Source organism: Lysinibacillus sp. GW823-FHT06C08, from assembly GCF_058795135.1.
In genome coordinates this window covers 190,251-216,625 of the sequence record NZ_JBXAHN010000006.1, presented here as the reverse complement: position 1 = coordinate 216,625, position 26,375 = coordinate 190,251, and the positions used below count along the sequence as shown (strand labels likewise).

Annotated in this window: 31 protein-coding genes; 20 read left to right on the top strand and 11 right to left on the bottom strand. The window is 36.9% G+C overall.

Annotated elements, in window-relative coordinates; genetic code table 11:
• Positions 1-2 precede the first annotated feature (2 nt).
• Positions 3-908: a D-alanine--D-alanine ligase gene (locus tag AC1Q6O_RS15600; protein ID WP_036121469.1), complete on the top strand. Its 906-nt coding sequence runs from the start codon at positions 3-5 to the stop codon at positions 906-908.
• A 45-nt stretch (positions 909-953) separates the two neighbouring features.
• Here the strand turns inward: AC1Q6O_RS15600 and AC1Q6O_RS15595 are convergent, their stop codons facing one another.
• Positions 954-1,793 carry a YitT family protein gene (locus AC1Q6O_RS15595; protein ID WP_492401667.1) on the bottom strand — a complete coding sequence of 280 codons (840 nt, stop codon included), beginning with the start codon at positions 1,791-1,793 and terminating at the stop codon, positions 954-956.
• Between the two features lie 546 nt (positions 1,794-2,339).
• On the opposite strand from AC1Q6O_RS15595, the gene AC1Q6O_RS15590 reads away from it, so the two are divergent.
• From AC1Q6O_RS15590 to AC1Q6O_RS15565, 6 genes are all read left to right on the top strand, one after another.
• The gene (locus AC1Q6O_RS15590) at positions 2,340-3,788 is read left to right on the top strand and encodes an Msr family ABC-F type ribosomal protection protein (RefSeq protein WP_492401665.1); all 1,449 of its coding nucleotides are present in this window, start codon (positions 2,340-2,342) and stop codon (positions 3,786-3,788) included.
• A 162-nt stretch (positions 3,789-3,950) separates the two neighbouring features.
• Positions 3,951-4,271 carry a hypothetical protein gene (locus AC1Q6O_RS15585; protein ID WP_342531233.1) on the top strand — a complete coding sequence of 107 codons (321 nt, stop codon included), beginning with the start codon at positions 3,951-3,953 and terminating at the stop codon, positions 4,269-4,271.
• A 198-nt stretch (positions 4,272-4,469) separates the two neighbouring features.
• On the top strand, positions 4,470-5,162 hold the full coding sequence (locus AC1Q6O_RS15580; protein WP_342550638.1) for a response regulator transcription factor: 693 nt from the start codon (positions 4,470-4,472) through the stop codon (positions 5,160-5,162).
• Complete coding sequence (locus tag AC1Q6O_RS15575; RefSeq protein WP_342550637.1) at positions 5,155-6,303, top strand: sensor histidine kinase; 1,149 nt, start codon at positions 5,155-5,157, stop codon at positions 6,301-6,303. Before AC1Q6O_RS15580 ends, AC1Q6O_RS15575 begins: the two co-directional genes overlap by 8 nt.
• Positions 6,304-6,423: 120 nt before the next feature.
• On the top strand, positions 6,424-6,867 hold the full coding sequence (locus tag AC1Q6O_RS15570) for an SRPBCC family protein (RefSeq protein WP_036121463.1): 444 nt from the start codon (positions 6,424-6,426) through the stop codon (positions 6,865-6,867).
• A gap of 458 nt (positions 6,868-7,325) precedes the next feature.
• Complete coding sequence (locus AC1Q6O_RS15565) at positions 7,326-8,444, top strand: serine hydrolase (RefSeq protein ID WP_427534752.1); 1,119 nt, start codon at positions 7,326-7,328, stop codon at positions 8,442-8,444.
• A gap of 10 nt (positions 8,445-8,454) precedes the next feature.
• Here the strand turns inward: AC1Q6O_RS15565 and AC1Q6O_RS15560 are convergent, their stop codons facing one another.
• Positions 8,455-8,919 carry an SMI1/KNR4 family protein gene (locus tag AC1Q6O_RS15560; RefSeq protein ID WP_089985875.1) on the bottom strand — a complete coding sequence of 155 codons (465 nt, stop codon included), beginning with the start codon at positions 8,917-8,919 and terminating at the stop codon, positions 8,455-8,457.
• A 126-nt stretch (positions 8,920-9,045) separates the two neighbouring features.
• Here AC1Q6O_RS15560 and AC1Q6O_RS15555 point away from each other — a divergent pair, with 126 nt between their 5' ends.
• Positions 9,046-9,570: a cupin domain-containing protein gene (locus AC1Q6O_RS15555; protein WP_342550634.1), complete on the top strand. Its 525-nt coding sequence runs from the start codon at positions 9,046-9,048 to the stop codon at positions 9,568-9,570.
• 106 nt (positions 9,571-9,676) lie between these two features.
• Complete coding sequence (locus AC1Q6O_RS15550; protein WP_089985873.1) at positions 9,677-10,099, top strand: Rrf2 family transcriptional regulator; 423 nt, start codon at positions 9,677-9,679, stop codon at positions 10,097-10,099.
• A 54-nt stretch (positions 10,100-10,153) separates the two neighbouring features.
• Here the strand turns inward: AC1Q6O_RS15550 and AC1Q6O_RS15545 are convergent, their stop codons facing one another.
• Positions 10,154-10,558: a carboxymuconolactone decarboxylase family protein gene (locus AC1Q6O_RS15545; protein WP_089985872.1), complete on the bottom strand. Its 405-nt coding sequence runs from the start codon at positions 10,556-10,558 to the stop codon at positions 10,154-10,156.
• Positions 10,559-10,664: 106 nt separating this feature from the next.
• Between AC1Q6O_RS15545 and AC1Q6O_RS15540 the strand changes: the two genes are divergently transcribed.
• The 6 genes from AC1Q6O_RS15540 (at position 10,665) to AC1Q6O_RS15515 (ending at position 13,724) form a co-directional block, all read left to right on the top strand.
• Positions 10,665-11,084 carry an Lrp/AsnC family transcriptional regulator gene (locus AC1Q6O_RS15540; RefSeq protein ID WP_107922341.1) on the top strand — a complete coding sequence of 140 codons (420 nt, stop codon included), beginning with the start codon at positions 10,665-10,667 and terminating at the stop codon, positions 11,082-11,084.
• Positions 11,085-11,098: 14 nt separating this feature from the next.
• Positions 11,099-11,254 carry a hypothetical protein gene (locus AC1Q6O_RS15535; protein WP_237068844.1) on the top strand — a complete coding sequence of 52 codons (156 nt, stop codon included), beginning with the start codon at positions 11,099-11,101 and terminating at the stop codon, positions 11,252-11,254.
• Positions 11,255-11,623, top strand: a complete 369-nt coding sequence (locus tag AC1Q6O_RS15530) for a GNAT family N-acetyltransferase (RefSeq protein WP_342551141.1) — start codon at positions 11,255-11,257, stop codon at positions 11,621-11,623. It abuts the gene before it with no gap.
• A 10-nt stretch (positions 11,624-11,633) separates the two neighbouring features.
• Entirely contained in the window at positions 11,634-11,978 is a 345-nt protein-coding gene (locus AC1Q6O_RS15525; RefSeq protein WP_096365686.1) for a YunG family protein, read from the top strand.
• Between the two features lie 139 nt (positions 11,979-12,117).
• Positions 12,118-12,711 carry an NADPH-dependent FMN reductase gene (locus AC1Q6O_RS15520; RefSeq protein ID WP_342550633.1) on the top strand — a complete coding sequence of 198 codons (594 nt, stop codon included), beginning with the start codon at positions 12,118-12,120 and terminating at the stop codon, positions 12,709-12,711.
• 74 nt (positions 12,712-12,785) lie between these two features.
• Positions 12,786-13,724, top strand: a complete 939-nt coding sequence (locus AC1Q6O_RS15515; protein WP_107922340.1) for a ring-cleaving dioxygenase — start codon at positions 12,786-12,788, stop codon at positions 13,722-13,724.
• A 75-nt stretch (positions 13,725-13,799) separates the two neighbouring features.
• Here AC1Q6O_RS15515 and AC1Q6O_RS15510 read toward each other — a convergent pair whose 3' ends face one another.
• From AC1Q6O_RS15510 to AC1Q6O_RS15500, 3 genes are read right to left on the bottom strand one after another with little or no spacing between them, the layout of a single operon-like run.
• Entirely contained in the window at positions 13,800-14,744 is a 945-nt protein-coding gene (locus AC1Q6O_RS15510; RefSeq protein WP_107922339.1) for an alpha/beta hydrolase, read from the bottom strand.
• A 29-nt stretch (positions 14,745-14,773) separates the two neighbouring features.
• Positions 14,774-15,847 (bottom strand): LLM class flavin-dependent oxidoreductase, encoded by a 1,074-nt coding sequence (locus tag AC1Q6O_RS15505; RefSeq protein WP_427534747.1) that lies wholly within the window; start codon positions 15,845-15,847, stop codon positions 14,774-14,776.
• A gap of 20 nt (positions 15,848-15,867) precedes the next feature.
• Positions 15,868-17,085 (bottom strand): MFS transporter, encoded by a 1,218-nt coding sequence (locus tag AC1Q6O_RS15500; RefSeq protein ID WP_089985864.1) that lies wholly within the window; start codon positions 17,083-17,085, stop codon positions 15,868-15,870.
• Between the two features lie 248 nt (positions 17,086-17,333).
• Here AC1Q6O_RS15500 and AC1Q6O_RS15495 point away from each other — a divergent pair, with 248 nt between their 5' ends.
• Complete coding sequence (locus AC1Q6O_RS15495; protein WP_008175424.1) at positions 17,334-17,915, top strand: TetR/AcrR family transcriptional regulator; 582 nt, start codon at positions 17,334-17,336, stop codon at positions 17,913-17,915.
• Between the two features lie 261 nt (positions 17,916-18,176).
• On the opposite strand, the gene AC1Q6O_RS15490 is transcribed toward AC1Q6O_RS15495, so the two are convergent.
• Positions 18,177-18,566: a RidA family protein gene (locus AC1Q6O_RS15490; protein WP_008175420.1), complete on the bottom strand. Its 390-nt coding sequence runs from the start codon at positions 18,564-18,566 to the stop codon at positions 18,177-18,179.
• A gap of 435 nt (positions 18,567-19,001) precedes the next feature.
• On the opposite strand from AC1Q6O_RS15490, the gene AC1Q6O_RS15485 reads away from it, so the two are divergent.
• From AC1Q6O_RS15485 to AC1Q6O_RS15475, 3 genes are all read left to right on the top strand, one after another.
• On the top strand, positions 19,002-20,054 hold the full coding sequence (locus AC1Q6O_RS15485; protein ID WP_008175417.1) for an AI-2E family transporter: 1,053 nt from the start codon (positions 19,002-19,004) through the stop codon (positions 20,052-20,054).
• 100 nt (positions 20,055-20,154) lie between these two features.
• Positions 20,155-20,688 carry a GNAT family N-acetyltransferase gene (locus AC1Q6O_RS15480; RefSeq protein ID WP_492401685.1) on the top strand — a complete coding sequence of 178 codons (534 nt, stop codon included), beginning with the start codon at positions 20,155-20,157 and terminating at the stop codon, positions 20,686-20,688.
• 218 nt (positions 20,689-20,906) lie between these two features.
• Positions 20,907-21,362: a GNAT family N-acetyltransferase gene (locus tag AC1Q6O_RS15475; protein WP_492401655.1), complete on the top strand. Its 456-nt coding sequence runs from the start codon at positions 20,907-20,909 to the stop codon at positions 21,360-21,362.
• A gap of 43 nt (positions 21,363-21,405) precedes the next feature.
• Here AC1Q6O_RS15475 and AC1Q6O_RS15470 read toward each other — a convergent pair whose 3' ends face one another.
• Positions 21,406-22,749, bottom strand: a complete 1,344-nt coding sequence (locus AC1Q6O_RS15470) for an MATE family efflux transporter (RefSeq protein ID WP_008175411.1) — start codon at positions 22,747-22,749, stop codon at positions 21,406-21,408.
• A complete protein-coding gene (locus AC1Q6O_RS15465; protein WP_036121436.1) occupies positions 22,736-23,203 on the bottom strand; it encodes a GNAT family N-acetyltransferase in 468 nt (155 codons plus the stop codon). The genes AC1Q6O_RS15470 and AC1Q6O_RS15465 overlap by 14 nt, the downstream gene beginning before the upstream one ends.
• Before the next feature lie 86 nt (positions 23,204-23,289).
• Here AC1Q6O_RS15465 and AC1Q6O_RS15460 point away from each other — a divergent pair, with 86 nt between their 5' ends.
• Entirely contained in the window at positions 23,290-24,120 is an 831-nt protein-coding gene (locus tag AC1Q6O_RS15460; protein WP_008175407.1) for a MerR family transcriptional regulator, read from the top strand.
• Between the two features lie 33 nt (positions 24,121-24,153).
• Here the strand turns inward: AC1Q6O_RS15460 and AC1Q6O_RS15455 are convergent, their stop codons facing one another.
• Positions 24,154-25,563: an alpha/beta hydrolase family protein gene (locus AC1Q6O_RS15455; RefSeq protein WP_115648602.1), complete on the bottom strand. Its 1,410-nt coding sequence runs from the start codon at positions 25,561-25,563 to the stop codon at positions 24,154-24,156.
• A gap of 117 nt (positions 25,564-25,680) precedes the next feature.
• A complete protein-coding gene (locus AC1Q6O_RS15450) occupies positions 25,681-26,322 on the bottom strand; it encodes a TetR/AcrR family transcriptional regulator (protein ID WP_012295970.1) in 642 nt (213 codons plus the stop codon).
• Positions 26,323-26,375: the final 53 nt, after the last annotated feature.

The window sequence follows — 26,375 nt, the reverse complement described above, 5'->3', positions numbered from 1 at the left end:
AGATGAAGGTTGGCGTAATTATGGGCGGTACCTCCTCTGAAAAGCAGGTTTCGATTATGACAGGGAAGGAAATGGTTGCTCATTTAAATAAACAAAAATACGATGTTGTTGAAATAGTATTGGAAGACCATCAAGAGGTAATAGAAAAAGTGCAAGGTATCGATGTAGCTTTATTAGCACTGCACGGTAAGTTTGGAGAGGATGGCACGATTCAGGGTGTATTAGAAACATTGGGTATTCCTTATACAGGAAGTGGTCTTCTAGCAAGTAGTTTGTGCATGGATAAAAATATGGCCAAGAAAATACTGCGCTATGAAGGGATCGCCACACCAGATTGGATGCATCTCGTAAAGGGCGAGGAGCTTCCATTACAGGACATAGAGCTGATGGGTTATCCGCTGGTCGTTAAACCAAATGCTGGTGGCTCTAGTGTAGGTGTTCAAATTGTCCATGATCGAAATGCCTTATTGACGGCTGTTGCAGAGGTATTGAAGTGGGATAACGAAATTATTATTGAGCAGTACATGATTGGTGACGAAATTACATGCCCAATCCTCAATGATAGGCTATTGCCAGTCCTTTCAATCAAACATACGGCAGTATTTTTTGACTACCAGGCGAAATATGATGATGCTTCTACAATAGAGGAGCCTGTGGAACTCCCACTTGCGATTCATGACCGTGTGGCAAAGGCTGCTATGACCAGCTATAAGTCTTTAAAATGTAGTGTGTATGCTAGAGTAGATATGTTAATTAAGGAGGGCGTTCCTTATGTGTTGGAGGTTAATACATTACCTGGCATGACCCAAAATAGCCTGCTACCAAAAAGCGCCTTTGCTGCAGGAATTAGCTATTCTGCCCTATTGGATAGCATTATTGATAGCTCCTTACAGATTGATAATAGGTAATAGAAAAAACACCTTTTGTTTTCCTACAAAAGGTGTTTTACTATCTTAAGATTTAGCTAATTCAATAAAGCCTTCTCCAAAAACATCCCTTACATCATGAATGGCAATAAAGGCATCCTTGTCGACTTCTTTGACAATTTTTTTGAGCTTTACAACTTCTTGCTTACTAATGACGATATACAAAATTTCTTTTTGTTCCTTTGTATAATAGCCATGACCGGAAAGTACCGTAACTCCGCGGTTCATATAAGCAGTTACCTGTCCAGCAATGTCTTCTGGGTTTTTAGAGATGATCGTTACTGCTTTTTTAGGATTAACCCCTTCGATAACGAACTCCATCACCTTAGTACCAACATAAAGCATGATTATTGTTAACATTAATGCCTCTGCTCCGATGATAAAATAAGATGAAAAAGCAACGATTAAATCAAAGAATAAAAGTCCATAGCTAATACTCCAGCCAAGGTACTTGTTAGTGATTCTAGCTAAAATCGTAGAACCTGCCGTTGTACCACCGACTCTAATAATCAAACCAATACCGACCCCAGCAAATACTCCACCAAAAATCGTATTTACGATAATTTCATTTGAGGAAATCGACCAAGTTTCTGTTAAATGTAAAAATAAAGAATGGAATGAGACCGCAATGATCGTATAAATTGTAGTTTGTCTATTTAGAAATTTATAGCCAACTAGTAGTAAAGCCGCATTCATCATAAAGCTGACAATACTCGGAGACCATCCGAAAAGATAATAGGCTATAATCGTTAAGCCCGTTACGCCACCTTCACCCAAATCATTTGGAATAACAAATAAGTTAACTGCTAGGGCAAAAAGCAGTGATCCAAGCATAATCATTAAAATATCTATTACGTATTTTTTCATTCACATAACACCACCATATCAAATTAGATTTTTTCTTAAATCCATACTATATCAGGTTTTCACCAAATGATATACTTTTTTTGTAATATTCATTTAGGATATATCGACCTTTTTTGTATGTCTTTAGACTAAGAAGACCTTGACTAATTAGAATAAATATTTATAATAATCATAATACTTTTAAGGAGGATTATTAAAAAATGACATATTCAATGAGACTACGTTGCACCATTTTGAGCCAATAACTGAATAGGGTCAAAAACTCGGTTTGTGAAGCCAGAGTATACGGGATAGTCTGTCCTTTTTTAATCATCTTCAATTGCATAAGAAAGAGAACAGCTCACGCCTTTATTTAAAGAGGCTTATTCTCTAATATATCCTAGTTACTTGGATCACAGGCAAATTGTCTGTGATTTTTTGTTTTATCCAATAAGGAGGAATAGATCATGCATATGCTATTATTCTTTTGATACGAGCTTTAACTAGAGGCTCGTATCGGTACCATAGCTATCGATACGAAATGAGTTAATTTCGGGAGGTAGTCATATGGAAAAAGTTTGCTTTGAATTAGACAACGTAGTTGTAAATTATTTAGATAAAGAGATTTTAAACATTGAAAAATTAGCCATTCATCAATTCGATCGAATCGGTATCGTTGGGAAAAATGGCGCTGGAAAAAGTACATTAATGAAGTTACTTGCTAGCAAGGTTCAGCCGACAAGTGGGAAGGTAAATAGTCATGTACATTTCGGCTATTTTGAACAAATGGAAGCACCAACGCCTGTAGGGGCAGAGGCACAGTTATTAGGGAAATTAGCTATTCCAGTAAATTCTGAAGGACTAAGTGGTGGGGAACAAACGAGATTAAAGTTAGCTCATTTATTTTCTTTCTATGAGGAGGCGCTGCTCATTGATGAACCAACAACACATTTAGATCAAGAGGGTATTTCATTTCTAGTGGATGAATTGCGTTATTACTATGGTGCCCTCGTACTAATTAGCCATGATCGTGCGGTTCTGGATCAATTGGTCACAACAATTTGGGAGATTGATGGGGGCACAGTAAACATTTATTCCGGAAATTATAGTAATTATGCTTGTCAAAAGCAGTTGGAGCAAGATCAACAACGTCAGGCGCATGACTTATATTTGAAAGAAAGAAGTCGTCTTGAACAAGCTGCCGAAGATAAAATGAAAAAGGCTGAAAAAATTACCCAAGCAGGTAACATGTCAAAAAGAGAAGCTCATGCAAAGCCGAATCGCATGTTTATGACAAAGTCCAAAGGGACAAGTCAAAAAAACGTACAACGTGCAGCCAAGGCAATAGAACAGCGAATAGAGAAGCTTCAGAAAGTAGATGCGGTGCAGGTAGACAGAAATATAGTTTTCCGACAATCGAAGGCATTGGAACTACACAATAAATTTCCGATTATGGCAGATCAATTCACTTTACACATTCCAGGAAAAGTCCTATTGGATGTCGTAAGCTTTCAAATACCATTGGGTAAAAAAATTGCTTTGACAGGTAGTAACGGTTGTGGAAAAAGTACCTTACTACAACATATTGCAAACTATGGGGAGGGGTTAACCATTTCCCCTAAGGCCAAAATAGGCTATTTCCATCAAATGGGCTACCAATTTAAAAGTGAGGAAACGGTCCTCCAATTTTTAAAAAATCGCTCTGATTACGATGAAGGCTTTTTACGAAGCGTTCTAGGTTCCATGCAGTTTGTAGGAACTGATATACAAAAGGGTGTGAACTCATTAAGCGGTGGTGAAGCGATACGCCTCCAGCTGTGTTATCTGTTTTTAGGAAGCTATAATATACTGTTATTAGATGAGCCAACCAACTTCTTAGATATTCAAGCATTAGAGGCGTTAGAGCAATTTATAACGGCTTATGAGGGAACCATAATCTTCGTGACACATGATAAAAACTTTATTGAAAATGTAGCAGACATACAATTCACAATAAAAAATAATAAGATATTTTAACTGTAAAGATGCGATTCTACCATTAGGAGGAATCGCATTTTTTTGAATGTAGGTAGTTAAAAGAAATTATTCTTTCAACTAAAATCTAACCTCCATCTAACCTAACAATCGATATACTCAGTGTGTAACTATTGTTACAAAACATTTTTGGAGGGATATTTTATGAAATTAAGAGTATTAGGGATAGGAACATTAGCATTAGGATTATTAACAGGTGGCTATTCATTTTCTTCATTAGCTTCTTCAAATGATGAGAACGAAAAGGGAGAACAATTAATTAAGGCTGAAGTGAAGGTGCTTAAGCCTGGGGAGAAAGAGGATATTTCTAAAGGCAAATTGGAAATGAACAAAAAGGTGATTGATGAAGAAGGAAAAGTAAAGTCAAACGTAAAAACCTTTGAGCCTGGAGAGATGCCGGAAGTTCCTGAAGGTGCAGTGATGATGAAAAAGACAGTGACTGATAGCGAAAAAGAAGAAAAGTAACCAAAAGAAGCTTGTTTTGAAAAAGTCAAAACAAGCTTCTTACGTTGTGACGGTAAAAGAGACAAGAGGTGACTGGAATGATTTTAAAACAATTTCAAGTAGGCTATTCTAGGACAAAGGGTTAGGACTTGTTTAACCAAAATTGATAAAACTAACGGTTTGTTAAAAATATTTGATGTTAAAAGGTGGATAGAACAAATGAAACTTTTATTGGTAGAAGATGAGGCTGTTTTATCAAAAATTCTCTCTAAAGGTTTAAAGAAATCCGGCTATGCCGTCGATACAGCTTTTGATGGTGAGGAAGCATTAGAATTATTCGAAATCAATGAATATGACCTTATTATATTAGATTTAAACTTACCTAAGATGGATGGAATAGAGGTGCTAGAGCAGATTCGAGTTCAGAGCGAGGATGTGAAAATACTGATCCTTTCGGCACGATCAGCTATTCATGATAAAATAGCTGGTCTTGATAGAGGAGCGAATGATTATTTAATAAAGCCATTTGACTTTCAAGAATTGGATGCACGTATACGCAACTTATTAAGGCGAACTTTTAGTCAAAAGAGTACCATTATGTCTTTGGAAAAAATAACATTGGATAGCTCGAGGAAAATAGTTTTAGTGAATGGTGAGATGATACCTGTTACCAAGAAAGAATATGCCATTTTAGAATACCTCATGCTACAACAAAATAAGGTCATCAGCTCAGAGGAATTGATAGAGCATGTTTGGGATAGTGATGCGGATTTATTTTCTAATTCACTCAAGTTCCATATCCATTCATTACGAAAAAAAATAGCAGATGTTTTGGGGGAAAAAGAAGTAATTCATACAGTACGAGGACAAGGTTATATGATTACAGAAAGTGACAAAGGTGCCTATGAATAACTTAACATTAAGAGTGAGACTAACACTTTTAACTGGCTGTATTTTTGTAGTGGTTACCATTTTACTAACACTATTATCGATTTATAGTGCCGAAGAAAAAATTGTTCAGCCTATTACGTCATCGTTACTCAATCAAGAAAATAGTCTTCATAAGGAAATCATGGATGAGGCGTCAGTAGAAACCAAGTTGGATCATGGCATCAGCTCTTATATAGAGGTTACAGATGTGAGAAAAGCGAAAGAGAAGTTTATTAATCAGAGTATTATTTGGATGGTAATTATCATTCTAGCAGGTATTATAATCATTTACGTAGTGGCAGGTAAGGCTTTAAAGCCAGTTAATGATCTTAGTCGAAAAATCGGAAATATAAGCGAGCATAATTTATCGCAACGTATAGAACATATTTCTACTAAAGATGAAATGGGGGATCTTACAGCTTCATTCAATCACATGCTAGATCGATTGGAAGAATCGTTTCTGTACCAAAAGAGCTTTGCTGCCAATGCAGCACATGAATTGAGAACACCACTAACAACAATGATGGCAGGTATTCAGGTTTTAAAACTAGAAAAATCTCCGACAGTAGAAGATTATAAGGAAACCCTAGAGGTGACAGAGGAAAGTACACAAAGGCTCATTCAAGTTGTCAATGATCTTTTAGCATTAGCTTATGAGCAAACGGAACATTTTACAGATGAAATTGAGCTTAGAACAATGATTGATACGATTACACAGGACTTACATCCTTTATGTTTAGAGAAAAACTTAACTATTTCTGTCGATATCGATGTTGAAACGATAAAGGGAAATCAAACGTTACTCTATAGAGTTTTTTATAATTTGATTGAAAATGCAATTAAGTACAATCACGAAAATGGAATTATTGAAGTTCAAGGACATGTTAAGAATAGCGCTACTCATATTTCAATTGCGGATTCAGGAATAGGGATACCAAAAGATCAGCTCCACTATATTTTTGAGCCGTTTTACCGTATCGATCATTCCAGAGCCCGTGAGTTGGGTGGTTCGGGATTAGGTTTATCTATTGTAAGAACAATCGTTGAAAAACATCAAGGGAAAATAAATGTTAGCAGTACATTGAATGTTGGCACAATATTTGAGGTCATTTTACCAATGTAAAGATGCGATTCTACCATTAGGGGGAATCGCATTTTTTTATTAAAGTTTTAATAAAAGAGAGGGAAGAGGGAAAATTTGGCGAATGTGATAGATAGACACTATGAAAAAGGATGATGATCGATGTTGAATACGAATGTGACGACTAAATTAAAAATCAAGCAGCCCGCTCATAAAGTTTTTGAAGCCATTATTTCTCCTACTGAAATCGGACATTATTGGTTTTCTAGTAGCTCTGAAAGATGGGCGGAGGGGAAGAGGATTACATTGAGATACGAGGAGTATAGCGCAGAAGGAATTATCTCAGTACTTGAAATAGAGACTAACAAAAAAATTGTATTTTCTTGGGGAGAGGAGCATGGTGAAGTGACGATTGTTACTATGACCCTTGAGGAATATCAAGGTGAGACAATCATTGAGGTAGTGGAATCAGGACTGAACGCACATGATCCGGAAATTGTGACGAAAATGATGGGTCAAAAAGAAGGCTGGATTTATACATTAACCTGTCTCAAAGGATACTTAGAAAATGGCATAAATACATTAAGAGCTTCATTAATTCATTAGAGTAGTGTGATTTGATGACCTAATTTGAGGTAATTTTTTGGATAAACGAATTTTTTCATTTTGTATCATTTTGATCGCTGTTATTTCGTTATTTAGTCCGACGATTATTTCTAATTTTATGATTCAACAAAGTACAATAATGGATACTCATTATTACATTCAATATATGGCTAATTTATCTAGTGTTTATCTAAGTTTATTCTTTTTGGCTTTATTAGCATTCGTTTTATTTCTCAAGAAAAATCGATGACTAAATTCATCAATGCTTTGCTGAACATTCTTTTCTTACCTTCGGGGGCGAAGGATGGGGGAGAAATGACATTACGGCTACAATTTGCTTCGAACCAATTTAGGAATTTCGTTTGCCTAGTTGTGGAAGTCATGCCGCCTGAAGCTATAAATAGAGCAATAGCGCTCCGATTAAATTCATTCATCTACAACATAAAGGAGGGATCGTTATGAAAAAATGGGTTTGGCTAACTGGTGGACTTTTAGTTTGTGCAGGGTTTGTCATAGGCATTGTATTTTGGAAATTCCAAAAGGAAGTCAAGAAAGACGACCCTGAATATATTGTGCAATTTATGAAAGAAAACAAGGGCAATAAAAATGTTTCAGTAGCGATACAATATAATCGCCAGAGCTGGGTAGAGCAGCATACAAAGGAACCATTGCCTTTAGCCAGTACAGTTAAAATCATCGTAGCGATCGCATATGCGCAACAAGCCGCAGATGGACATATCAATCCTCAGCAACAAGTTCGCTTAAGGGAATTAGAGACATTTTATATCCCAAAAACAGATGGTGGCGCACATGAAGCGTGGCTAGCACAGTTAAACCTCAATGGGAAGGAAAGTGTGCCGCTGAGCGAGGTTGCAAAGGGAATGATTACTTATAGTTCTAATGCAAATACAGATTATTTAATGCATGTACTAGGGCTTCAAACTATTAATGAGGTTCTCACTCAACTAGATGTAAAAGGTCATGAACCCCTCTATCCAATCGTAAGTGCTCTTTATATCCCCATTCAATTGCGAGATGAAAAGAGTCTAACGAAAAAAGAAACACTAGCGGCTTTAAAAGATATGGGGATGGCTGAATATCGAGAACGGGCATTGGCTATTCATGAGAATTGGCTAGAAAAACCTTTAACAAAAGAGGAGAAAGCTCAAGCAATAAAAATGCTCAATTTGGATGTTCAAAGGGTTTGGTCTGATCGTTTAATAAGGGCTTCTACTAGTGACTACATTTCTATTTTAGAAAAGTTGAATAGTAAAAATTACTTTACCGAAGATGTACATAAATACTTAGATCCTGTGATGGAACATTTGATGCAAAACCCTAGAAATCAAGAATGGCTTACACATGCAGGTCAAAAAGGAGGGTCAACAGCCTTTGTATTGACACTAGCCGCCTATGCGGAAGATAAAGAAGGGAATCAGACGGAGATAGCTTTTTTTGCCAACGACTTAAATACAATGGAACAAATTAAATTATCTAGTAGTATGAATAGCTTTCAATTAAAATTTCTTACAGATGAAAAATTTAGGATGCGTCTTCAAAGGGAATTATCTATGTAGTGAATGACCTTTAAAATGATCTATGTTCATCAAGTAATCTTTCAAGAAAAACTGAGAATGTAGCTGCGTACTCATAAATCATGTCATTCATTAGGTCATAACACATGACGGGAAACTCCCCATCTTCATCTTTTGCGGATAAATCAAAGAAATAAAGCTCATCTGCGTCTGGTACAAATAAGTCCAATCTATTTGGATATTTTTTGTACCAATCTTCATCGTCCAAGTTCAGACGGTGAATATAGAGAATGTCGCTATCGTCGATATCTCTGTATTCAGGTTGACTGACCGTCAGAATGTTTCCTCCATTTAGTCGAGCATTGCCATAATTTATTAACCACCAGCAATAAGAGGGCGGTAATTGAAATCCTAGCTCTATTTCTGCATCGGTTATCCAGCTATCTTTTACATTACATCTAGGATGCCACTTAATCGATGTGGTATGAGCTAGCTTTTTTACTAAATTCTCATACATCAAAAAACCTCACTTTTTCATCATGATATCCAAAGAGTGCCCTTGTAGTTGAGGTAGCTAGAATTCGTACATTCTTTCAACCATCTGCATACTATATATTTATAATATGTGAGAGGACTGAGACCAATGCATTACCCTTATTATCATAATTACCCCGTGTATTACGGCTATCACCCTGTTTATTGGGCTTATCCAACACAGCTAGAACAGGGGACCAGAAGTAATGTGCGGAGAGATTATGGACCAGAGCCATTCGTTGTGGACATAGAGGACGTTACAAAGCAAAATAAAAATTACCGCACAGCACTGTGGACAGGGTCAAACTTACAAGTAACTGTGATGAGCATCGATGTAGGAGATGATATTGGCTTAGAAGTGCATCCGCATGTTGATCAATTCATTTGTATTGAAGAGGGTAAGGGAGTTGCCCAAATGGGACCGACTAAGGATTATTTAAACTTTCAAAGAAATGTTTCTGAAGATACGGCCGTCATGGTACCCGCAGGTACATGGCATAATATTACAAATGTAGGAGATGAACCATTAAAGCTCTACACGATTTATGCGCCACCTAATCATCCATCTGGGACTATTCATGTGACGAAGGCAGATGCAAAGGCTGAAGAAGCGGGTTATAGTCAAGCAAATTAAAAAATAAAAAGCGTGTTTTATTAAACATGCTTTTTTCTCGATATATGGTAGAATGTTTTTTAATTACAGATAATAAAGGTCCTTAATTAATGAAAGAAGGTAATGAATGATGAAATATTCAAAAGCAACAAACTATGCGTTACATACAATGGTGTTTTTGACGAATACACCTAAAGGAAAATCAATGAATGTTGAGACACTAGCAGACATGCAGAAACTATCTCCAACCTATCTTTCGAAAATTTTAACAAAGCTTGTAAAGGCGGGTTTAATCGAATCGAATCCAGGTGTCAATGGAGGTTATCGCATTTCGAAGCGCCCTCAAGAAGTTTCCTTTTTAGATGTGATTTACGCAATCGAGGGACAAACCTCATTATTCAGTTGTTCCTCTGACCACGAGGATTCCTTTCATAATGAAGGTTGTCTCATTGAGCAAGTAATGGTGGATGCTGAGAACAATATGAAAGAAGAGCTAAGTAAGAAATTGATTATAGATATTGTTCATGAAATCGATAAAAAAATGAAGTAGTCGGATAGAATGAAGAAATGGACGAATAAGAACTAGGGGACTCTAGTTCTATTGTTATTTCAATTGCATAAGAGCCCCAAAGTATTGCTGTGCGGTTGTGAAACAAATAAATGCCAGTAGTTCACTGATTTCAGCCTCTGTTAAATATTCTTTTAAGACAGCGGTGACATAGTGTGAGGTATGACCTTTAGTGACTAAGAATGCCTCAGCAAAACCTGTACAAACGGCTGTTTTTTCATCGTAATGTTGAGGGGCAGGTATACCTTTCGCCTGACAATATTGGCAACCATTTTTTTGTGCTAATGTTTTTCGGACCTCTTCTTTTAAATGTGCAGATAAATGACCGTCCTTTTCGACCGTTTTCCCTAATTGTAACCAATGCGACTGTATTTCCTCATTATAGCCTAGTAGTTGTTGAAATGGCGTTAAGCCCTTGTCATATAAATGAATGAGTGTCATTAATCTTCCCTCCTATAATTAGTGTAAAATATGAATGGTGTTGTTAACATACCAATTCGAAGGGAAATATTTTCTTTCTCTTTTAAAATGAAGGGAATTTTCTACAATGGATTTCATTAATGAAACAATACTAAAAGAATTGAAAAAAGATAGCCGAATTTCTATGAGCGAGTTAGGTAGGAGAGTACATTTATCGGCCCCTGCAGTTCGTGAAAGGGTACGACATTTAGAGGAACAGCAAGTCATAAGGAAATATACATTAGACATTAATTCAAAGGCGCTAGGCTTTCCCATTGAAGCTATAATGGAGGCAACAATTAAAAATAATCGCTATGCAGATTTTAAAGAACATATCCTGACATTTACAAACGTAGATTTTTGCTATCGAATATCAGGAGAAACTTGTTTCTTATTAAAGGCTCATTTTCAATCTTTTTCTGATGTAGAGCAATTTATTGATGATTTACAGCTATATGCACATACAAAAACCAATTTTATCTTTTCTGATATATGTGAGGACTTATAAAAAAGGGGATCTTTATGGAAATCAAATTATTTACGGGTGAAATTGATGACTTAGTCCATTTACTAACTCAAAATAAATGGATTTACCACACCGATCAGCACGTTAAAGAAGAGAGCGTTCGAGCAGCGTTCGCAGAGGGATATTATGAGAATGATCGTGAAACCTATTAGATACTGGAAAATGGAGATAGAGTAGGAATTATCTTTATTCATGATATCAGTGACACCATCCCACTGTTTGATATCCGCTTACATGCAAATTGTAGGGGGAAAGGATATGGCGTAATGGCACTTCGATGGTTACAAGAATATCTATTTGAGGTAAAGGGTAAGATTCGTATTGAAGGCTATACAAGAGTTGATAATATAGGGATGCGGAAATGTTTTAGCAAAGCTGGTTTTGTGAAGGAAGGCTATTTACGAAATGCCTGGGAAAATGAAGATGGCACAGTGACCGATAGTATTGTCTATGGTGCTATTAAAGAAGATTGGGTTCTAGGAAATCCAACGTCTATTAAAATAGATGACGTTCCATTTTAAGGAGACAAGCATGAAGAGAAACGTATTAAATGCTTTAAGGCAATCTTGGTCGACTCAATCAAGTTCTAAATGGAGCGTTGAAAATCCTGCAAAAGGACAATGTGGTGTTACTTCTCTAGTGGTGCAAGATATACTTGGCGGGGAAATTAGGAAAACAAGTTTGGATGAGGGCTGGCACTTTTATAATGTAATAAATGGAGAGAGAATGGATTTTACGGAAGAGCAGTTTTCATCTAAAATTGATTATCAAGACATTGATTCGAATAGGGCAGAGGCTTATCAGGATACAAATAATGCTCAATATAGCTGTTTAAAGTCACAAGTTAATAGACATTTAGCAAGAGCAGAGGGATAGATTCCTCTGCTTTTTTAAATTAGTAAAACAAAGGTGTTGACGTTTAAGAAAGAGGCGTGTTATTATTATCTCGAATTCAAGATAACTAAATTCAAGATAAACGAATTCAAACCTTTAGCTTTCGTAAGGAGGTACAATAATGGGTTTTTGGAATAAATTATTTTCTTCAAAAAAAGAGGAGGAACAAGTAATGGCAGAATTAAATATCGGTATTATTATTGGATCAACACGTGAGGGACGTGTAAGTCCTCAGGTAGCACAATGGGTAAAGGAAATTGCAGATCAACGAGGAGATGCAAACTACACAGTGATTGATATCGCTGATTATAAATTGCCATTATTAGGAGAGTCAGGGCAAGATGCTTCAGGTGCACAGGCTTGGTCAGAAGTTATTGCTAAACAAGATGGATTTGTGTTCATCGTACAAGAATACAATCACTCTATTACAGGTGCTCTAAAAAATGCACTAGATTATTTACGTGCTGAGTGGAATAACAAAGCAGCAGGCATCGTTTCATATGGTTCTGTAGGTGGTGCTCGTGCAGCAGAACATTTACGTGGCATCATGGGTGAGCTTTTAATCGCAGATGTACGTGTTCACCCTGCATTATCATTATTCACAGATTTTGAAAATGGTTCAGACTTTAAACCACAAGCTATACAAACTGATTCAGTCAATCAAATGTTAGATCAAGTAATCCCATGGTCAAAAGCTTTATACACTATTCGTTAAGCCTACGCGTTTGGGGTAGGACGAAATTGGATAAAGTGTGGGAGAGAAAATTAGTCAGGAAAGGGCATGTTACCATGAAAAAACATACAGCAGGTATTCACCATATCACAGCTATTGTAGGCCACCCACAAGAGAATATTGATTTTTATGCAGGTGTATTAGGCTTGCGTTTAGTGAAACAAACAGTAAACTTCGATGATCCTGGCACATATCATTTATATTTCGGTGATGCAGGTGGGAAACCTGGAACAATCATTACATTCTTCCCTTGGGCCAATGCATATCAAGGACGAATTGGTGACGGTCAAGTTGGTGTCACAACGTATGTTGTACCAGAGGGGGCACTACCATTTTGGATTAATCGTTTAGCCAAATTTTCGATTCCTTTCCAAAAAGCTGAACGCTTTGGTGAGCAAGTCATTCAGTTCGATGACCCGCATGGTCTGCATATCGAACTCGTTGCACGTGCTGCAGGCGAATTAAATAACTGGACATTTGGAGAAGTAACGCCAGAGGTTGCCATTAAAGGATTTGGTGGAGCCACTTTATATTCCAGCCACCCTGAAGAGACTGCAAAAGTTTTAACAGAAGTAATGGGTCTTGAAAGAGTAGCGACAGAGGGTGACTACACTCGTTTTAAATCTAATGCGGAGATTGGCAACACAGTTGATTTAAAATTGGTTGTAGGACAACGTGGACAAATGGGTGTAGGAACGGTTCACCATGTTGCGTGGAGAGCTCAAGATAATACGGATCATTTAGAATGGCAAGAGTATGTTATGAATCATGGTCAACATGTAACGGAAGTCAAAGATCGTAATTATTTTAATGCGATTTATTTCCGTGAACCTGGTGAAATTTTATTTGAAATTGCTACAGATCCTCCGGGATTTGCTCATGACGAAACAATGGAGACGATGGGAAGCCAATTAATGCTACCATCTCAATATGAGCAACAACGAGAGCAATTAGAAAGTATACTAATTCCGATTAAAGTACGTGAGCTTGACTAAGATATAGAATCTACTTAAATGAATGCGAAATGTTGAGAACTCAACATTTTCGCATTTTTTTGATCCGGCGAAATCTCATCTGCCGTTGAGCGCACGGGCCATGGCATCTAAATAATTCTGACTAGCACGCAGACTAATTTCAGCATCCGGCACAAAGACTTCAAAGCAATGAAAGCTACCAGGATAGAGATTCATCTCAACATCTACTCCTGCTTGAGCAAGTCGTGTTACATAATCGAGTGTTTCATCTCTGAATAAATCAAGTTGACCTATACACGTGTAGGTAGGCGGTAGTCCTGCTAAGTTATCTGCTCTTGAAGGAACCGCATATGGAGAAAGTTCATGGGTGTCCTGTTCCTCTCCTAAGTACATACGCCAAGCGGTCAAATTATTTGTTCTACTCCATGTTGCGTGACTGTCAGTAATCTCGTAGCTAGAAGTCGTTTCATTTCGGTTATCAAGCATTGGATACAGTGGCATCTGGAATATAATTGAGGGTCCTCCTTTATCGCGAGCCATTAATGCTAGAGCTGCTGTTAGACCTCCACCTCCACTTGCACCGGCAATTGCCACTCGTTTACTATCAATGCCAAGAGTAGGAGCTTCAGTTGTCATCCATACTAACCCTGCATAGCAATCTTCAATCGCAGCTGGATAGGGATGCTCGGGGGCAAGTCGATAATCAACTGAGACGACAACACAGTTAGCGGTCTGAACAAAACGTTCACATAGAAGATCATCCATATCAGGGTGTCCCATCACGAAACCACCCCCATGAATCCAAAGCATAGCTGGAAGTTTATCGTGGTTCCGTTTAACGGGTTCATATATTTTAACTAGCATTTCACCCCCATCACCTCTGGGAATCGTACGATTAGTTATAACTACAAGCTCTGATTCCTCTAATGGAGATTGGACTAAGAGACGACGACTCCACTCTAAATCTTCGTCTAGTCGAAAGCCTGGAAATTGGGAGTAAGCCTGCCTTAATTCGGGTAAGATTCGGTCATTGATTGTCATATAAATTCCCCCTGTAAAGTAATGAATTTTTAAATAAATGGATGTCCTTGTACTGCCATTTCAGCCTCCCATTGGGCAACTTCTTCGCGCACACGAGGAGCCACTTCGGTTCCTAGAAGTTCTATAGCTTGCATGACTTGATCATGTGGCATTGTACTTAAAGGTACGTATAACATAAATCGTGTGATCCCTACATGTTTACGAAGATGAATGATTTTCTGAGCAACTGTCTCTGAATCACCGACATATAATGCCCCTTCAAAACTACGTGCAGTATCATAGCTAGAACGATCATAATAGGACCAACCCCGTTCTTTGCCCAGTTTATTCATGCCCGCCTGTGTAGATGGGAAAAATGTATCTGCTGCCCACTCGTTATTCGGACCAACGAAACCTATCGAATGGGAGCCTACCTGAAGCTTAGATAAATCATGACCTGCATGAGCAGCAGCTTTTTTATAAAGTTGTACGATTGGAGCAAACTGCATAGGACTGCCACCAATGATTGCTAGCATAAGTGGTAATCCTAAAAGACCTGCCCGAATGGCTGATTGTTGATTTCCTCCACTACCAACCCAAATGGGTAAGGATTTTTGAACAGGTCTTGGATACACACCTAAATTATTGATCGCCGGTCGGTGCTTCCCTTCCCACACTACTTTTTCTTCCTCACGAATTTTAAGTAATAAATCTAAATGCTCTTCAAATAGTTCATCATAGTCATTTAAATTGTATCCAAATAAAGGGAAAGATTCGATGAACGACCCACGACCTGCCATAATTTCCGCACGCCCATTTGAAAGTCCGTCCAAAGTAGAAAAATCTTGATAGACGCGAACCGGGTCAGCTGAAGAAAGGACAGTCACCGCACTTGTAAGTCGTATTTTTTCCGTTTGTGAAGCAGCGGCGGACAACACCATTGCAGGGGAAGATGCAGCATAGTCTTCTCGATGATGCTCGCCAACCCCAAATACATCCAGTCCTACTTGATCGGCAAGAATGATTTCTTCAACCACTTCACGTAAGCGTTGGGCATGACTAATCACTTCCCCACTATGAACATCTGGTTTTGTTTCTACAAAAGAGGTAATTCCTATTTCCATTTGTCATTCTCCTTGTCAATTTAATGTTTTGTAAATCGTAAAGTCGTTGCCCAAAATAGAATTGCTATAGCACTAATTGAAGCTCCGAGGAAAGAGACCCCTTCCCAGCCAAAGTGTGCATATATTTGTGTAGAAGCAATGGAGCCACTTGCACTGCCGATGGAATAAAAAATCATATATCCAGCAGTAAGTCGACTTCGTGCCTCTGTACGTAATGGAAGAATTAGCGCCTGATTCGTAACATGTACGGCCTGTACAGCTAAATCTAGCAATACGATCCCTACAATTAACGCAAATAACGATTGTTCTAGATAGCTAATAAACAACCAAGAAATTAGTAATAGTGCTAATGCTATACCTGTTGTTCTTTGTGCGTATCCTCGATCAGCCAATTTCCCTGCCCGTGCCGCAGCCAACGCGCCGGCCACTCCAACAAGACCAAAAGCACCAATTACGCTATGTGAAAGTGCCAACGGTGGTGCACTAAGTGGAAGAACAAGTGATGTCCACAAAATACTGAAATCAGCAAAAATTAGCATGGCTAGAACTGCACGGATACGTAGTGTTCGTTCTTGTTTTAATAAAGTGAACACAGATCTAATGAGTTGATGGTAGGGGAGTGATTTTACTTCTCGCTCCACTGTAGGTAACACCTTTACAAACAAACAGACCATGATGAGCATGAAGGCAGCAGAGACTAAATAGACAGTACGCCATCCTGCAAGGTCAGTTAATAGTCCTGCGAAGGTACGGGCGAGCAGGATGCCAATGACGATTCCACTCGTGACAATCCCAACGACTCGACCACGCTCTGCTGGGGAAGCGATGGTTGCTGCAAATGCTACAAGCGTTTGTGTCACAACTGCAAGTAAACCTACTAAAGCCATGCCTGTGAAAAGAACTATGCTATAAGAAGCAGTACCGACTATAACTAGAGCCGTTGTGGATAATAGCATCTGTCCGATAATCAAACGTCGTTGGTTAAGTAAGTCCCCAAGTGGCACTAGAAGTAATAGGCCTAACCCGTAAAAGATTTGCGTGATTGTAATGACAACACCAATAATCGACGGATCAATATTAAACGCAATAGACAGCTGATCAAGCAGCGGCTGTGCAAAATAAATATTGGCGACTGACATTCCACAGGCTGCTGCGAATAAAAATGTGACAGCACGTGGCATGGACGACTGTAGATTCATCGAAGGTGCATCCCATGTCTGTCTAAGATCTTCGTCCATCTTATATCCTCCAGTCCATATAGAATTTCATTATAACGTACCGTTTGGTACAATATAATTGTTGGTAAATATATCTTAACCTTATGGAAGGTGTCAAGCGTTTATTTAGTATTTATTTTTATATCCTTACAATGAATAGTGTAAAATTGACAATGGAACCAGCTGATTATACAATGATTACATACTGTTTGGTATTTTAATTTTTATATAGTTTAAATGGCGAAATCTACTACAGTGGAGGTGATTTTATGGCAAGAACCCGTGAATTTGATGAAGGAAAAGTTTTAGAGGCTGCCATGCAGTTATTTTGGGAGAAGGGATATGAAGCTACTTCTCTAAGTGATCTTACTTCAAGAATGGGCATTCAACGTCCAAGTATTTACTCAACCTTTGGTGATAAAAAAGAGCTATTCGAAGCAGCACTGCGTAGATATACGACATCTAGAGCAGCTGATATACGGACTAGACTTCAAAGTCATGTTTCTGTAAAGCAGGCATTTGCTACTTTTTTTGAAGAAGTGATTCAAGCTGAGTATACGAAAGATCTTAGTAACGGTTGTTTTTGTATTAATACAATGGTTGAACTCGCTCCTCATGACGAAAGATTTGAGATTTTAACGAGGGAGCACCAACTTTATTTAGCAGTTATTTTTCAGGAGACCATTGAGCGAGGGGTCCGAGCAGGTGAGCTTGAGGCTGACACGGATGCAAAATCACTTGCGCAGGCACTCATTGTATCGTTAATTGGATTAACCGTTATGATGAAATCACAGCCACAGCGTTCATTCGTTGATAATGCAATAGCTGCGACTCTGACATTACTTAAATAAAATTTTAAACTAGTAAAAGAATAAAATATAAACGTCCATAAAACCTATGTGGCAGCAATTTTAACAGGAATTGTACCGTTCTCTGATTTAGATGTTCCAAACCCTACAGTAGCTGATTTTGCGAATATCGGAGGCTTAACGGTATTTACCTTATATGAAAAACAATAATGGAAGATTTCATCCCCCTTTAGAGTCTCTAAAGGGGAATTTTCTAAGAATAAATTCAAATCACATTTCTATAAAGCTCTACATAAAATAAATTTATACTTCTTTACAAGCCCAAGCATCAATCTCGACCTTTATGGCCGGAGCAGCCAGTGCCACTACGTACAGTAAGGTTGTACATGGAAGATGTCCTTGTAAAAAATCATTCATTATTTCTTTTCGTTGTTGAGCCTCCATATCGCCTACCAAGTAAAACACGAGCTTTGTAATATCTTGAATCTCCATATTGGCATGATCAAGATTTTTCCGAATATTATCTAGTGCTATCTTCAATTGGGCAACCGGATCCTCAGGTATTGACCCATCTATCTCCATGCCAATTTGCCCGGATAATGTTAACCATCTGTTTGGTCCTGTTACTTCGATCTGATGTACATAAGGGGCTACAGGTGGATGAATGTTTTCAGGATTTCTACTAATTTTCATTGAACCCATCTCCTTTTCTATTATTCATTTTCATCTCTCCATTAAAATAGCATAGAGTAATCATATAAAAGTAGTACAAATACCATTATAAATGAACTTACAAATTGGATATGTCGATTCAAAGGGTTATAATAGATTCATAAAATATAGGCTTATACGCTGATAAAGCATTCAAAATAGATAAAAGTATTAACTTTTTAATTTGACTAGACATACAATTCACTTCACGCCCTTAGGTTTTATACAGATACTTCTAAAGAAACATGAATTTCGTCTTAATTTGAAGGTGGATGGCTATACTCATTAAATAGAGGGAAATTTTTACATAAGAATGATGCGTATTGATGTAAATTAATGTTTACTACTGATGTTTAGTTACTAGTGCAACCTTAGGTGGCAAAGGCAGCGAGGCCGTTTTGTAGAAGGAGTGAATAAATGAATAATTTCTTTCGGAGTAATGGATTTAAACGTTTTATCATTCTAGTTGGAATTGCTGTTGCATTGTATTTAATGCGAAGTATGATCAACTTAATTTTGCTTACGTTTATTATTACCTATTTGATGAATCAGCTTACTACGAAGACAACGAAAAAAATAAGAAAATACACACCGATGAATGAAAAGGCTGTTACTGTAACATTATATTTGTTACTGGTCGCTGGTATTGTTGCTGTGATTTACAAATACTTGCCCATTGTCACGCAGCAAGTCACACAGCTTTTTGATCTTATTGCTAGCTTTAACCTAGATCCAGATGACAATGAGATTGCGAGATATTTGGCTCCAACCTTTGAGAAGATTGAGCTTGGTAAGTATTTAGAACAGGGTGTGGATATAACTCTTAAAAATATTACGAATATTGGTAAAATCATTATGCAAATTTTGATTTCCCTAATATTGAGTTTGTTCATCTTGTTGGAAAAGAAACGAATCATTGAATTTACAGCAAAGTTTAAGGATAGTAAAATTGGACCTCTTTACGATGAACTGCATTATTTTTCAAGAATTTTCATCCGTTCATTTGGTAAAGTAATTGAAGCACAGTTCATTATTGCTGCTGTTAACTGTGTATTATCAGTGATTGCCCTTTCGATTATGGGCTTCCCGCATCTAATTGCTCTTGGGATTATGCTGTTTATTCTTGGCTTAGTGCCAGTTGCAGGTGTTATTATTTCATTAATCCCACTCAGTATTATCGCCTATAGTATTGGTGGCTTAATGTACATTGTCTACATTTTAGTAATTGTTATGGTCTTACATGCGATTGAAGCGTATTTCTTAAATCCAAAGCTTATGTCAGCTAAGACAGATTTACCGATTTTCTACACATTTATGGTCATCCTTTTCTCAGAGCATTTCCTTGGTGTATGGGGATTAATCATCGGTATCCCATTGTTCATGTTCTTACTTGATATTCTAGGGGTTACTTCCTCAGAAGAATCTAAACAGAAAATGGACGACGTTGAGGACAAAAAATTAATGGAATAAAAATAACTTTACAAAAGGGATCATCTTGTATGTAGAGATGATTCTTTTTTTATTTACATCGTATCTCATTTAAGATAAGTAGGGGGTGTTTTTGACAATGATGGTAAAGGGACAGAAGGTATATTTAAGAGAAATCTCTGTTAATGATAGCAAAAGTATTGAAAAATGCTTTCAAAATGAGGAAATCATGTATATGACAGGAACTCGTAACTTGCTAACAAAAGAACAAATTAAAGAGGCGATCTACCGCTTTAAAGAAGATTCTACTCGCTATGATTTTGCTATTTGTTTAGTAGATAATGATCAAGTAATTGGTGACTTAGCTATTATGGAAGTGGATTTAGATAATAAGAAGGCTATGTTTCGTATAGCCCTGCATGGATTAGAGGATTGTGGCAGAGGACTTGGATCAGAAGCAGTTCAACTTGCTCAAAAATTTACGTTTGAGGAGCTATGTCTGAATCGTTTGGAACTACAAGTTTACTCTCATAATATTAGAGGGATCAAATCCTATGAAAAGGTTGGCTTCAAAAAAGAAGGTGTGTTGAGGCAGGCATTATTTATGAACAATGCTTTCTCAGACGAAATCATTATGAGTATTCTGCTGGAAGAGTATATGAAAAAATTGCAATAGAAATTGAGCTAGCACAGAGTATATGTGCTGGCTTTAATTTCGTTAAATAGAAAATAATATTAATAATGTATAAAAAGGTATGTTATTCTACATAAGAATCTTTGTTACAGGGGGCGGTCATGATGACAAATACATTTATTTTTATCGTTCAATACAGGGGGGAACCGCCTTATTAACAAAGTGTTTAGTGTTTCCCTAAATTTGGAAGGTGACCGTATATGTCTAGCAATACTGTAAGAATCGAAGAAGTAAATAATAATAATTGGTATGATTGCTGCCTATTAGAAACATCAGCAGAGCAAAGGGATTATGTTGAATCCAACGCTATTTCTATTGCGCAATCAAAGTTCGAACCAACTTTAAAGCCATATGCCATTTACTATGAAGACAAAATTGTTGGATTTTTAATGTTCAATGCAGTAAAGGAAGAGCTTGGCGGGTACTGGATCTATCGCATAATGATTGATCAGCACTTTCAAGGTAAAGGTATTGGCAAAGAAGCCACAAAGCAAATAATAAACGAAATAGCTAAGTTACCGGATGCTACAAAGGTTGTAGTAGGTTATCATCCAAAAAATAAAGTCGCGCATCATTTGTATGCAAGTTTAGGCTTTGTCGATAATGGCGATCGTTTCGGTAAAGAAATGGCTGTTATTCAATATTTAACTGAATAAATAGAAGGAAAGGGACCTGTATAAGTACAAGGTCCCTTTCCATTTAAGCATCGCCAGAAGAGGCAATTATTCGTGGGTTTTTTTTGATATACCCGTAAATAAGTAAGGCTGTAATACCCTCTGCCACTGGGAAGGTCCACCAAATTGCTTGAGATCCAAACACTTTAGGCAGAAGAATAAGTGTTGGGATAAATAAAATAATACTCCGTAGTAACATAATAGTTGTGGCAATACGAATTTTTTCGATAGATTGAAAGAATTCGGCGAGCACCATATTGATACCTAAAAATACATAGCCTATAGCAAAATGAACAAAGCCTTGAGTTGCCATATGACGAATTTCGAATGAGCTATCTCCGAATAAAGCCATAAGCTGTGAAGGAAAAAGCATAGCTATAAGTGCTGTTGTTAATCCTAAAATAAAAGCCGTAGCTAATCCGATTTTTAGTAATGCTGTTAACCGCTCAAGTAATCTTGCCCCATGATGATAGCTAACTAATGGCTGTAGAGCCATGCCAATACCTAAGAAAATCGTTAACAGGACTGTATGGATATAATTGACCATTGCATAGGCGGTCACACCGTTTGCCCCTAAATAGTGTAAAAAGGTCACATTATATAAAATAATAATAACCGCTACAGAAGCCTCGACAATAAAACTAGGTAATCCGATAGCGAAAATTTTTCTTAAATTTGTCTTATTGAAGAATGAGGAGACAAACTTTAATTCAGAATGTGGGCGGAAAAAATGAAGACATAGTACAGCAGTACCTATAATAGTAGCTATTGCTGTTGCTAATGCACAGCCTGTTACACCATAATCTAGAACGAAGATAAAAATATAATTTAAGATAATATTCAATACAGATGTTGTAATTAAACCCAGCATAGCTAGCTTTGGATTACCATCATTGCGAATAAAAATACTTAAAAGATTTTCAATTGTATAAAACACTCCAAATAACAAAATAACGTGTAAATACTCTTGCACATATGGATACGTATCATCACTTGCCCCGAATATATATGAAATATCTTTTAAATTAAGCGCAAGGAACCCGATAATTGTTAACACGACCACAAGCATTGTAGTAAACGCCAACGTAAAGAGCTGATGGGCTCGTTGCTTATTGCCTTCCCCAAGAGAAATGGAATAGAGTGTAGCTCCACCCATCCCTATCCAAAGCGAAATAGACAGCAGAATAGAGAAAATCGGAACAGCAATATTAACGCCTGCTAACGCTGTAGGACCCACGCCGTGACTAACGAAAATGCCATCCACTAAAATATTAACGGACATGAGAAGCATGCCAATCATAGCTGGAAATAAATAGGATAAAAACAATGGTTTGAGCGGCCGTGTTTCAATTGGATTAATGGTTGTCATATCCATGCACCTCCAAGACCATTACTTTTTCCCCTTTATCATCTAGTTCACCATTAAACATAAAGCCAAACTGTTTATATAGCTGAATAGCTACTGCATTATTGTCATAAACACTTAAATATATTTTGTGACAGCTGAATTTTTCTGTTAAGTAATGTATAAGCTGCTGTAAAAAATGTTTACCTAAACCTTGTCCCTGATAGCGTTCATCAATTAAATAACGATCAAGCCAAACTCGTTGACTATGATCCTCATGAGGAAATACGCCATACATAGCGAAGCCTATTACGGTGCTGTCCTTATATAAGCCTAAAGGTGTAAAGCGCCGATCCATCTCCGCCTCTGCTAAGCATTGGTCTGTACTTTCAATAAAATTTTGCTGATTGTCAGCAATGCGTAATGCTAAAATTTCTTGTTTGTTAAAAGCTGTAATGTCACGAATCTCCGTGAACATAATGTCAAAACCTTTCTATTTTTATTGTGAATAGGTACAATCTAAAGTATATAGTTACTATATAGTCAAGAGAGGATACTCAAAAAATGCTTAATAAAAATGTAAAGTATTTTACAACTGGTGAATTTGCTAAAATATGTAAGGTTAATAAACAAACTTTAATTTATTACGATCAAATTGGCTTGCTTTCTCCTGTTATGAAGGATAGTAAAGAGTATCGATATTATTCACTCGCTCAATATGATTTTTTTAGCGTCATTGAGTTATTAAAGGCTGTTGGCATGTCTTTGAAAGATATACAGCAGTATATGGCGGAGAAATCACCTGAAAATTTTTTAGAATTGATGCATCTACAAAAGGAAATTGTCGCAAAAAAGCGGCGAGAACTGGAGATGATTGAAGGCATTATTGATGTCAAAATTGATTTAACGAAGGAGTCACTACAACTTGATTTTGATAGCATTACAATTGAGCATTTTCCAGAGGCAACCTTGTATTTAAGTCGAAATATTGAGGACTCAACGGAAGAACAATTTGTTAAGGCTGTCTCTGATTTTATAGATGAATTGGATCGCTCTCGCTTAGACACAGGTTATCCCATTGGTGGAATTACCAAAAGGGAGCAGGTATTAGCCGGTAACTATGATAATTATAGGTACTTATATATTGAGCAGCCGCATCCGCAGGAAGGTCATCCTTATTTTAAAGCGATTGAAGGAAAGTTTATTGTTGGTTACCATGTAGGAACATCTATAACTCTGGGAGAGACCTACAAGCGATTATTCCAGGTCATGAGAGAAGAAGGCTATGAGCTGGGGCAATATGTTTATGAGGAATATATTTATGATGCGGTTATTAAAAATCGTGAAGAGGAATATGTAACAAAGATTATGGTGGAAATAAAAGAAGGTTGTTGATGCATCTCTGCCTATCAACAACCCCAAATAAACTTAATGCAATGTTAAGTTTATTTCCGGATGTGCCTTTTGTATTTTATTTAATTTATTGTCTTGGATTCCTTTTAAATTTTTATCGAAAAAGCCAAGTGATAATTCATTAATCAATTTATAAATTGCATTTACATCTGCCCCAGATTCATTAATAATCGGCGAAACGGCTGCTAAATCTGTAAAACTTCCGTGATTTGTTTTTGGAATAATAGCTGTGTAGACACCAGGCTTTTCAATTGTTTTATTTCGTAGATAAGCTTCTGCAAACAATTCATCACGATTACCAGGCTGCTGGTTATATGCTTCTTTCATAAAGTTAATGGATGCCTCAGCATTCATCAGCATAAAAGGCTTTTCAGGACCATTTTTCGGCATTAAATCGCCATATAACCCACCATCCATATCAATGGCTGCTTTAATACGATTATCCTTTACTAGCATTTGAGCTGAAGTAGCACCGCCAAAAGAATGACCTAGCATACCAATGTTATCATAGTCAATTAGAGAGGCTATTGCACGAAAGTTCTTATCAAAATCGCCTTTAATGACTTCATCTAAAACAAATGATGCATCCTGCTCCCAAAGATGGATTCGATTATTCAAGAATGTAATGGTGTTTTCAATTGGTGTAAAATCAACCCGATCACCATCGGGGAATATTGTTGTTGCCGCATCACCTGTAAAGTTAAGAGCAACGACAATATAGCCATGACTCACTAATTCTTCTAGTTGGAAGGTATTTTGTCGACTATATAAACTCATACCATGTGCAAATAATAAAAGTGGAAATTTTTCTTTAGACTTTATAGCTGTCGCATCTTGATAAGAACGGGTTTTCGTCAGTCCTAAATGCGTTGTCGCGATATTGGGAAAACCCTGTGTCGTTGCTAACTGTTGTGTTAACGCATCTATATCTTTAAAGTAGGGTGAAGGTTGTCCTGTCTCTTTTTCAGCAGGATAATAAACTTGAATCATCAGTTCGCGATTCACCTGATGATTAGGTACAACAAATTCTTTGCGATTCTTATCGGTCAGGTGAAATGTCTGTGTTCCTACTGTGTATTTTCCTGTTAGTTCAGGAAAATACATGATTGGAAATAACGTTGGTAATGTGAACATTGTAATAGTGGCCACAACAATACCTGAAGTTTTAATTATTTTCATCCTTAACTTTTTTGAAACAATTGTACTTTTTGGCTTCACAAAAACTTGTAATGTTAATAACATCAAAACAAAATAAGCAGGGATCATGCGCCAGTTAGCACCAATTGTCATAATTGTTCCTATTAACAAAACATAATTGGTAGCTATCATAATAAGATTTATTGTAGTTACCCCACGTTGTCTAAAAGTTAGTGAGATACTCGATAGTATTAAAATAAGTGTAAATAGTACTTCTAAGGTTTTCATCATTTATCTCCTTTTACATACATACGAATGTATGTAATTAATTAAAAATATTTTCAAATATATATACATACGAATGTATGTATAAGATTAAAATAATAAACTACATATAGTAGTTTATTATTCCTGCACTTTATCAAATAATGCTAAAAAAACATCTTTCAATTCATCATTCATAAGTGGTATGCCAATTCCTTTGAACATCAAACTTATATGTTCAATTTTATGAATAAATTCGGCTCGGCTTACACGAAATATTTCAGGATTCATCCAAATGTCAAAAAGCATTGTAAAAGTTTCAGCTGCTTGCTTAGGGAAAGCAACTTGCAGTGAGCCGTCTTGATTGCCTTCATCAATAATTTTTTGAATTCCTGGTGCAACAACCTGAATTCCTTCTGTGATGCGGCTATAAACAAACTCGGCAGAATTCATTTTCAAATGAATCGAGGATAAGTTTTCTTCCTTTCCACTTTGAGAAATTGAGAAAGAAATGCCTTGTCTTAAACGCTCTAAAGCATTTAAGTTTTCCAAATCTGAGATGTCATTAAAATAATTATTTGCTGTTAGCATTTCCTTTGTGATGGCATCAATAACATCAGCACGCGTTTTAAAATGATGATAAAATGCTCCCCTAGTAATATCCCCTACATCATCGACAATTTCTTGAATCGTTACATTATCCCAACCGTTTAAAGTAAATAATTTAACAGCTGATTCAATGATTCTTTTTCTCGTAACTTCTGGGTATTTATTTCTGGCCATAAAATATCTCCTTATAGATACATTCGAATGTATCTATAATAATAGGCGCATCC

Excerpts from the sequence above, each read along its gene's own strand:
- AC1Q6O_RS15560 (WP_089985875.1), bottom strand. The coding sequence starts at position 8,919 with ATGTATGAGAATTTAGTAAAAAAGCTAGCTCATACCACATCGATTAAG.
- AC1Q6O_RS15480 (WP_492401685.1), top strand. The coding sequence starts at position 20,155 with ATGGTAAAGGGACAGAAGGTATATTTAAGAGAAATCTCTGTTAATGAT.
- AC1Q6O_RS15575 (WP_342550637.1), top strand. The coding sequence starts at position 5,155 with ATGAATAACTTAACATTAAGAGTGAGACTAACACTTTTAACTGGCTGT.
- AC1Q6O_RS15595 (WP_492401667.1), bottom strand. The coding sequence starts at position 1,793 with ATGAAAAAATACGTAATAGATATTTTAATGATTATGCTTGGATCACTG.
- AC1Q6O_RS15495 (WP_008175424.1), top strand. The coding sequence starts at position 17,334 with ATGGCAAGAACCCGTGAATTTGATGAAGGAAAAGTTTTAGAGGCTGCC.
- AC1Q6O_RS15535 (WP_237068844.1), top strand. The coding sequence starts at position 11,099 with ATGGAAATCAAATTATTTACGGGTGAAATTGATGACTTAGTCCATTTA.
- AC1Q6O_RS15565 (WP_427534752.1), top strand. The coding sequence starts at position 7,326 with ATGAAAAAATGGGTTTGGCTAACTGGTGGACTTTTAGTTTGTGCAGGG.
- AC1Q6O_RS15555 (WP_342550634.1), top strand. The coding sequence starts at position 9,046 with ATGCATTACCCTTATTATCATAATTACCCCGTGTATTACGGCTATCAC.
- AC1Q6O_RS15600 (WP_036121469.1), top strand. The coding sequence starts at position 3 with ATGAAGGTTGGCGTAATTATGGGCGGTACCTCCTCTGAAAAGCAGGTT.
- AC1Q6O_RS15590 (WP_492401665.1), top strand. The coding sequence starts at position 2,340 with ATGGAAAAAGTTTGCTTTGAATTAGACAACGTAGTTGTAAATTATTTA.
- AC1Q6O_RS15470 (WP_008175411.1), bottom strand. The coding sequence starts at position 22,749 with ATGACAACCATTAATCCAATTGAAACACGGCCGCTCAAACCATTGTTT.
- AC1Q6O_RS15485 (WP_008175417.1), top strand. The coding sequence starts at position 19,002 with ATGAATAATTTCTTTCGGAGTAATGGATTTAAACGTTTTATCATTCTA.
- AC1Q6O_RS15570 (WP_036121463.1), top strand. The coding sequence starts at position 6,424 with ATGTTGAATACGAATGTGACGACTAAATTAAAAATCAAGCAGCCCGCT.
- AC1Q6O_RS15450 (WP_012295970.1), bottom strand. The coding sequence starts at position 26,322 with ATGGCCAGAAATAAATACCCAGAAGTTACGAGAAAAAGAATCATTGAA.
- AC1Q6O_RS15455 (WP_115648602.1), bottom strand. The coding sequence starts at position 25,563 with ATGAAAACCTTAGAAGTACTATTTACACTTATTTTAATACTATCGAGT.
- AC1Q6O_RS15475 (WP_492401655.1), top strand. The coding sequence starts at position 20,907 with ATGTCTAGCAATACTGTAAGAATCGAAGAAGTAAATAATAATAATTGG.
- AC1Q6O_RS15540 (WP_107922341.1), top strand. The coding sequence starts at position 10,665 with ATGGATTTCATTAATGAAACAATACTAAAAGAATTGAAAAAAGATAGC.
- AC1Q6O_RS15505 (WP_427534747.1), bottom strand. The coding sequence starts at position 15,847 with ATGGAAATAGGAATTACCTCTTTTGTAGAAACAAAACCAGATGTTCAT.
- AC1Q6O_RS15550 (WP_089985873.1), top strand. The coding sequence starts at position 9,677 with ATGATGAAATATTCAAAAGCAACAAACTATGCGTTACATACAATGGTG.
- AC1Q6O_RS15545 (WP_089985872.1), bottom strand. The coding sequence starts at position 10,558 with ATGACACTCATTCATTTATATGACAAGGGCTTAACGCCATTTCAACAA.
- AC1Q6O_RS15525 (WP_096365686.1), top strand. The coding sequence starts at position 11,634 with ATGAAGAGAAACGTATTAAATGCTTTAAGGCAATCTTGGTCGACTCAA.
- AC1Q6O_RS15520 (WP_342550633.1), top strand. The coding sequence starts at position 12,118 with ATGGGTTTTTGGAATAAATTATTTTCTTCAAAAAAAGAGGAGGAACAA.
- AC1Q6O_RS15585 (WP_342531233.1), top strand. The coding sequence starts at position 3,951 with ATGAAATTAAGAGTATTAGGGATAGGAACATTAGCATTAGGATTATTA.
- AC1Q6O_RS15490 (WP_008175420.1), bottom strand. The coding sequence starts at position 18,566 with ATGAAAATTAGTAGAAATCCTGAAAACATTCATCCACCTGTAGCCCCT.
- AC1Q6O_RS15465 (WP_036121436.1), bottom strand. The coding sequence starts at position 23,203 with ATGTTCACGGAGATTCGTGACATTACAGCTTTTAACAAACAAGAAATT.
- AC1Q6O_RS15460 (WP_008175407.1), top strand. The coding sequence starts at position 23,290 with ATGCTTAATAAAAATGTAAAGTATTTTACAACTGGTGAATTTGCTAAA.
- AC1Q6O_RS15500 (WP_089985864.1), bottom strand. The coding sequence starts at position 17,085 with ATGGACGAAGATCTTAGACAGACATGGGATGCACCTTCGATGAATCTA.
- AC1Q6O_RS15580 (WP_342550638.1), top strand. The coding sequence starts at position 4,470 with ATGAAACTTTTATTGGTAGAAGATGAGGCTGTTTTATCAAAAATTCTC.
- AC1Q6O_RS15515 (WP_107922340.1), top strand. The coding sequence starts at position 12,786 with ATGAAAAAACATACAGCAGGTATTCACCATATCACAGCTATTGTAGGC.
- AC1Q6O_RS15510 (WP_107922339.1), bottom strand. The coding sequence starts at position 14,744 with ATGACAATCAATGACCGAATCTTACCCGAATTAAGGCAGGCTTACTCC.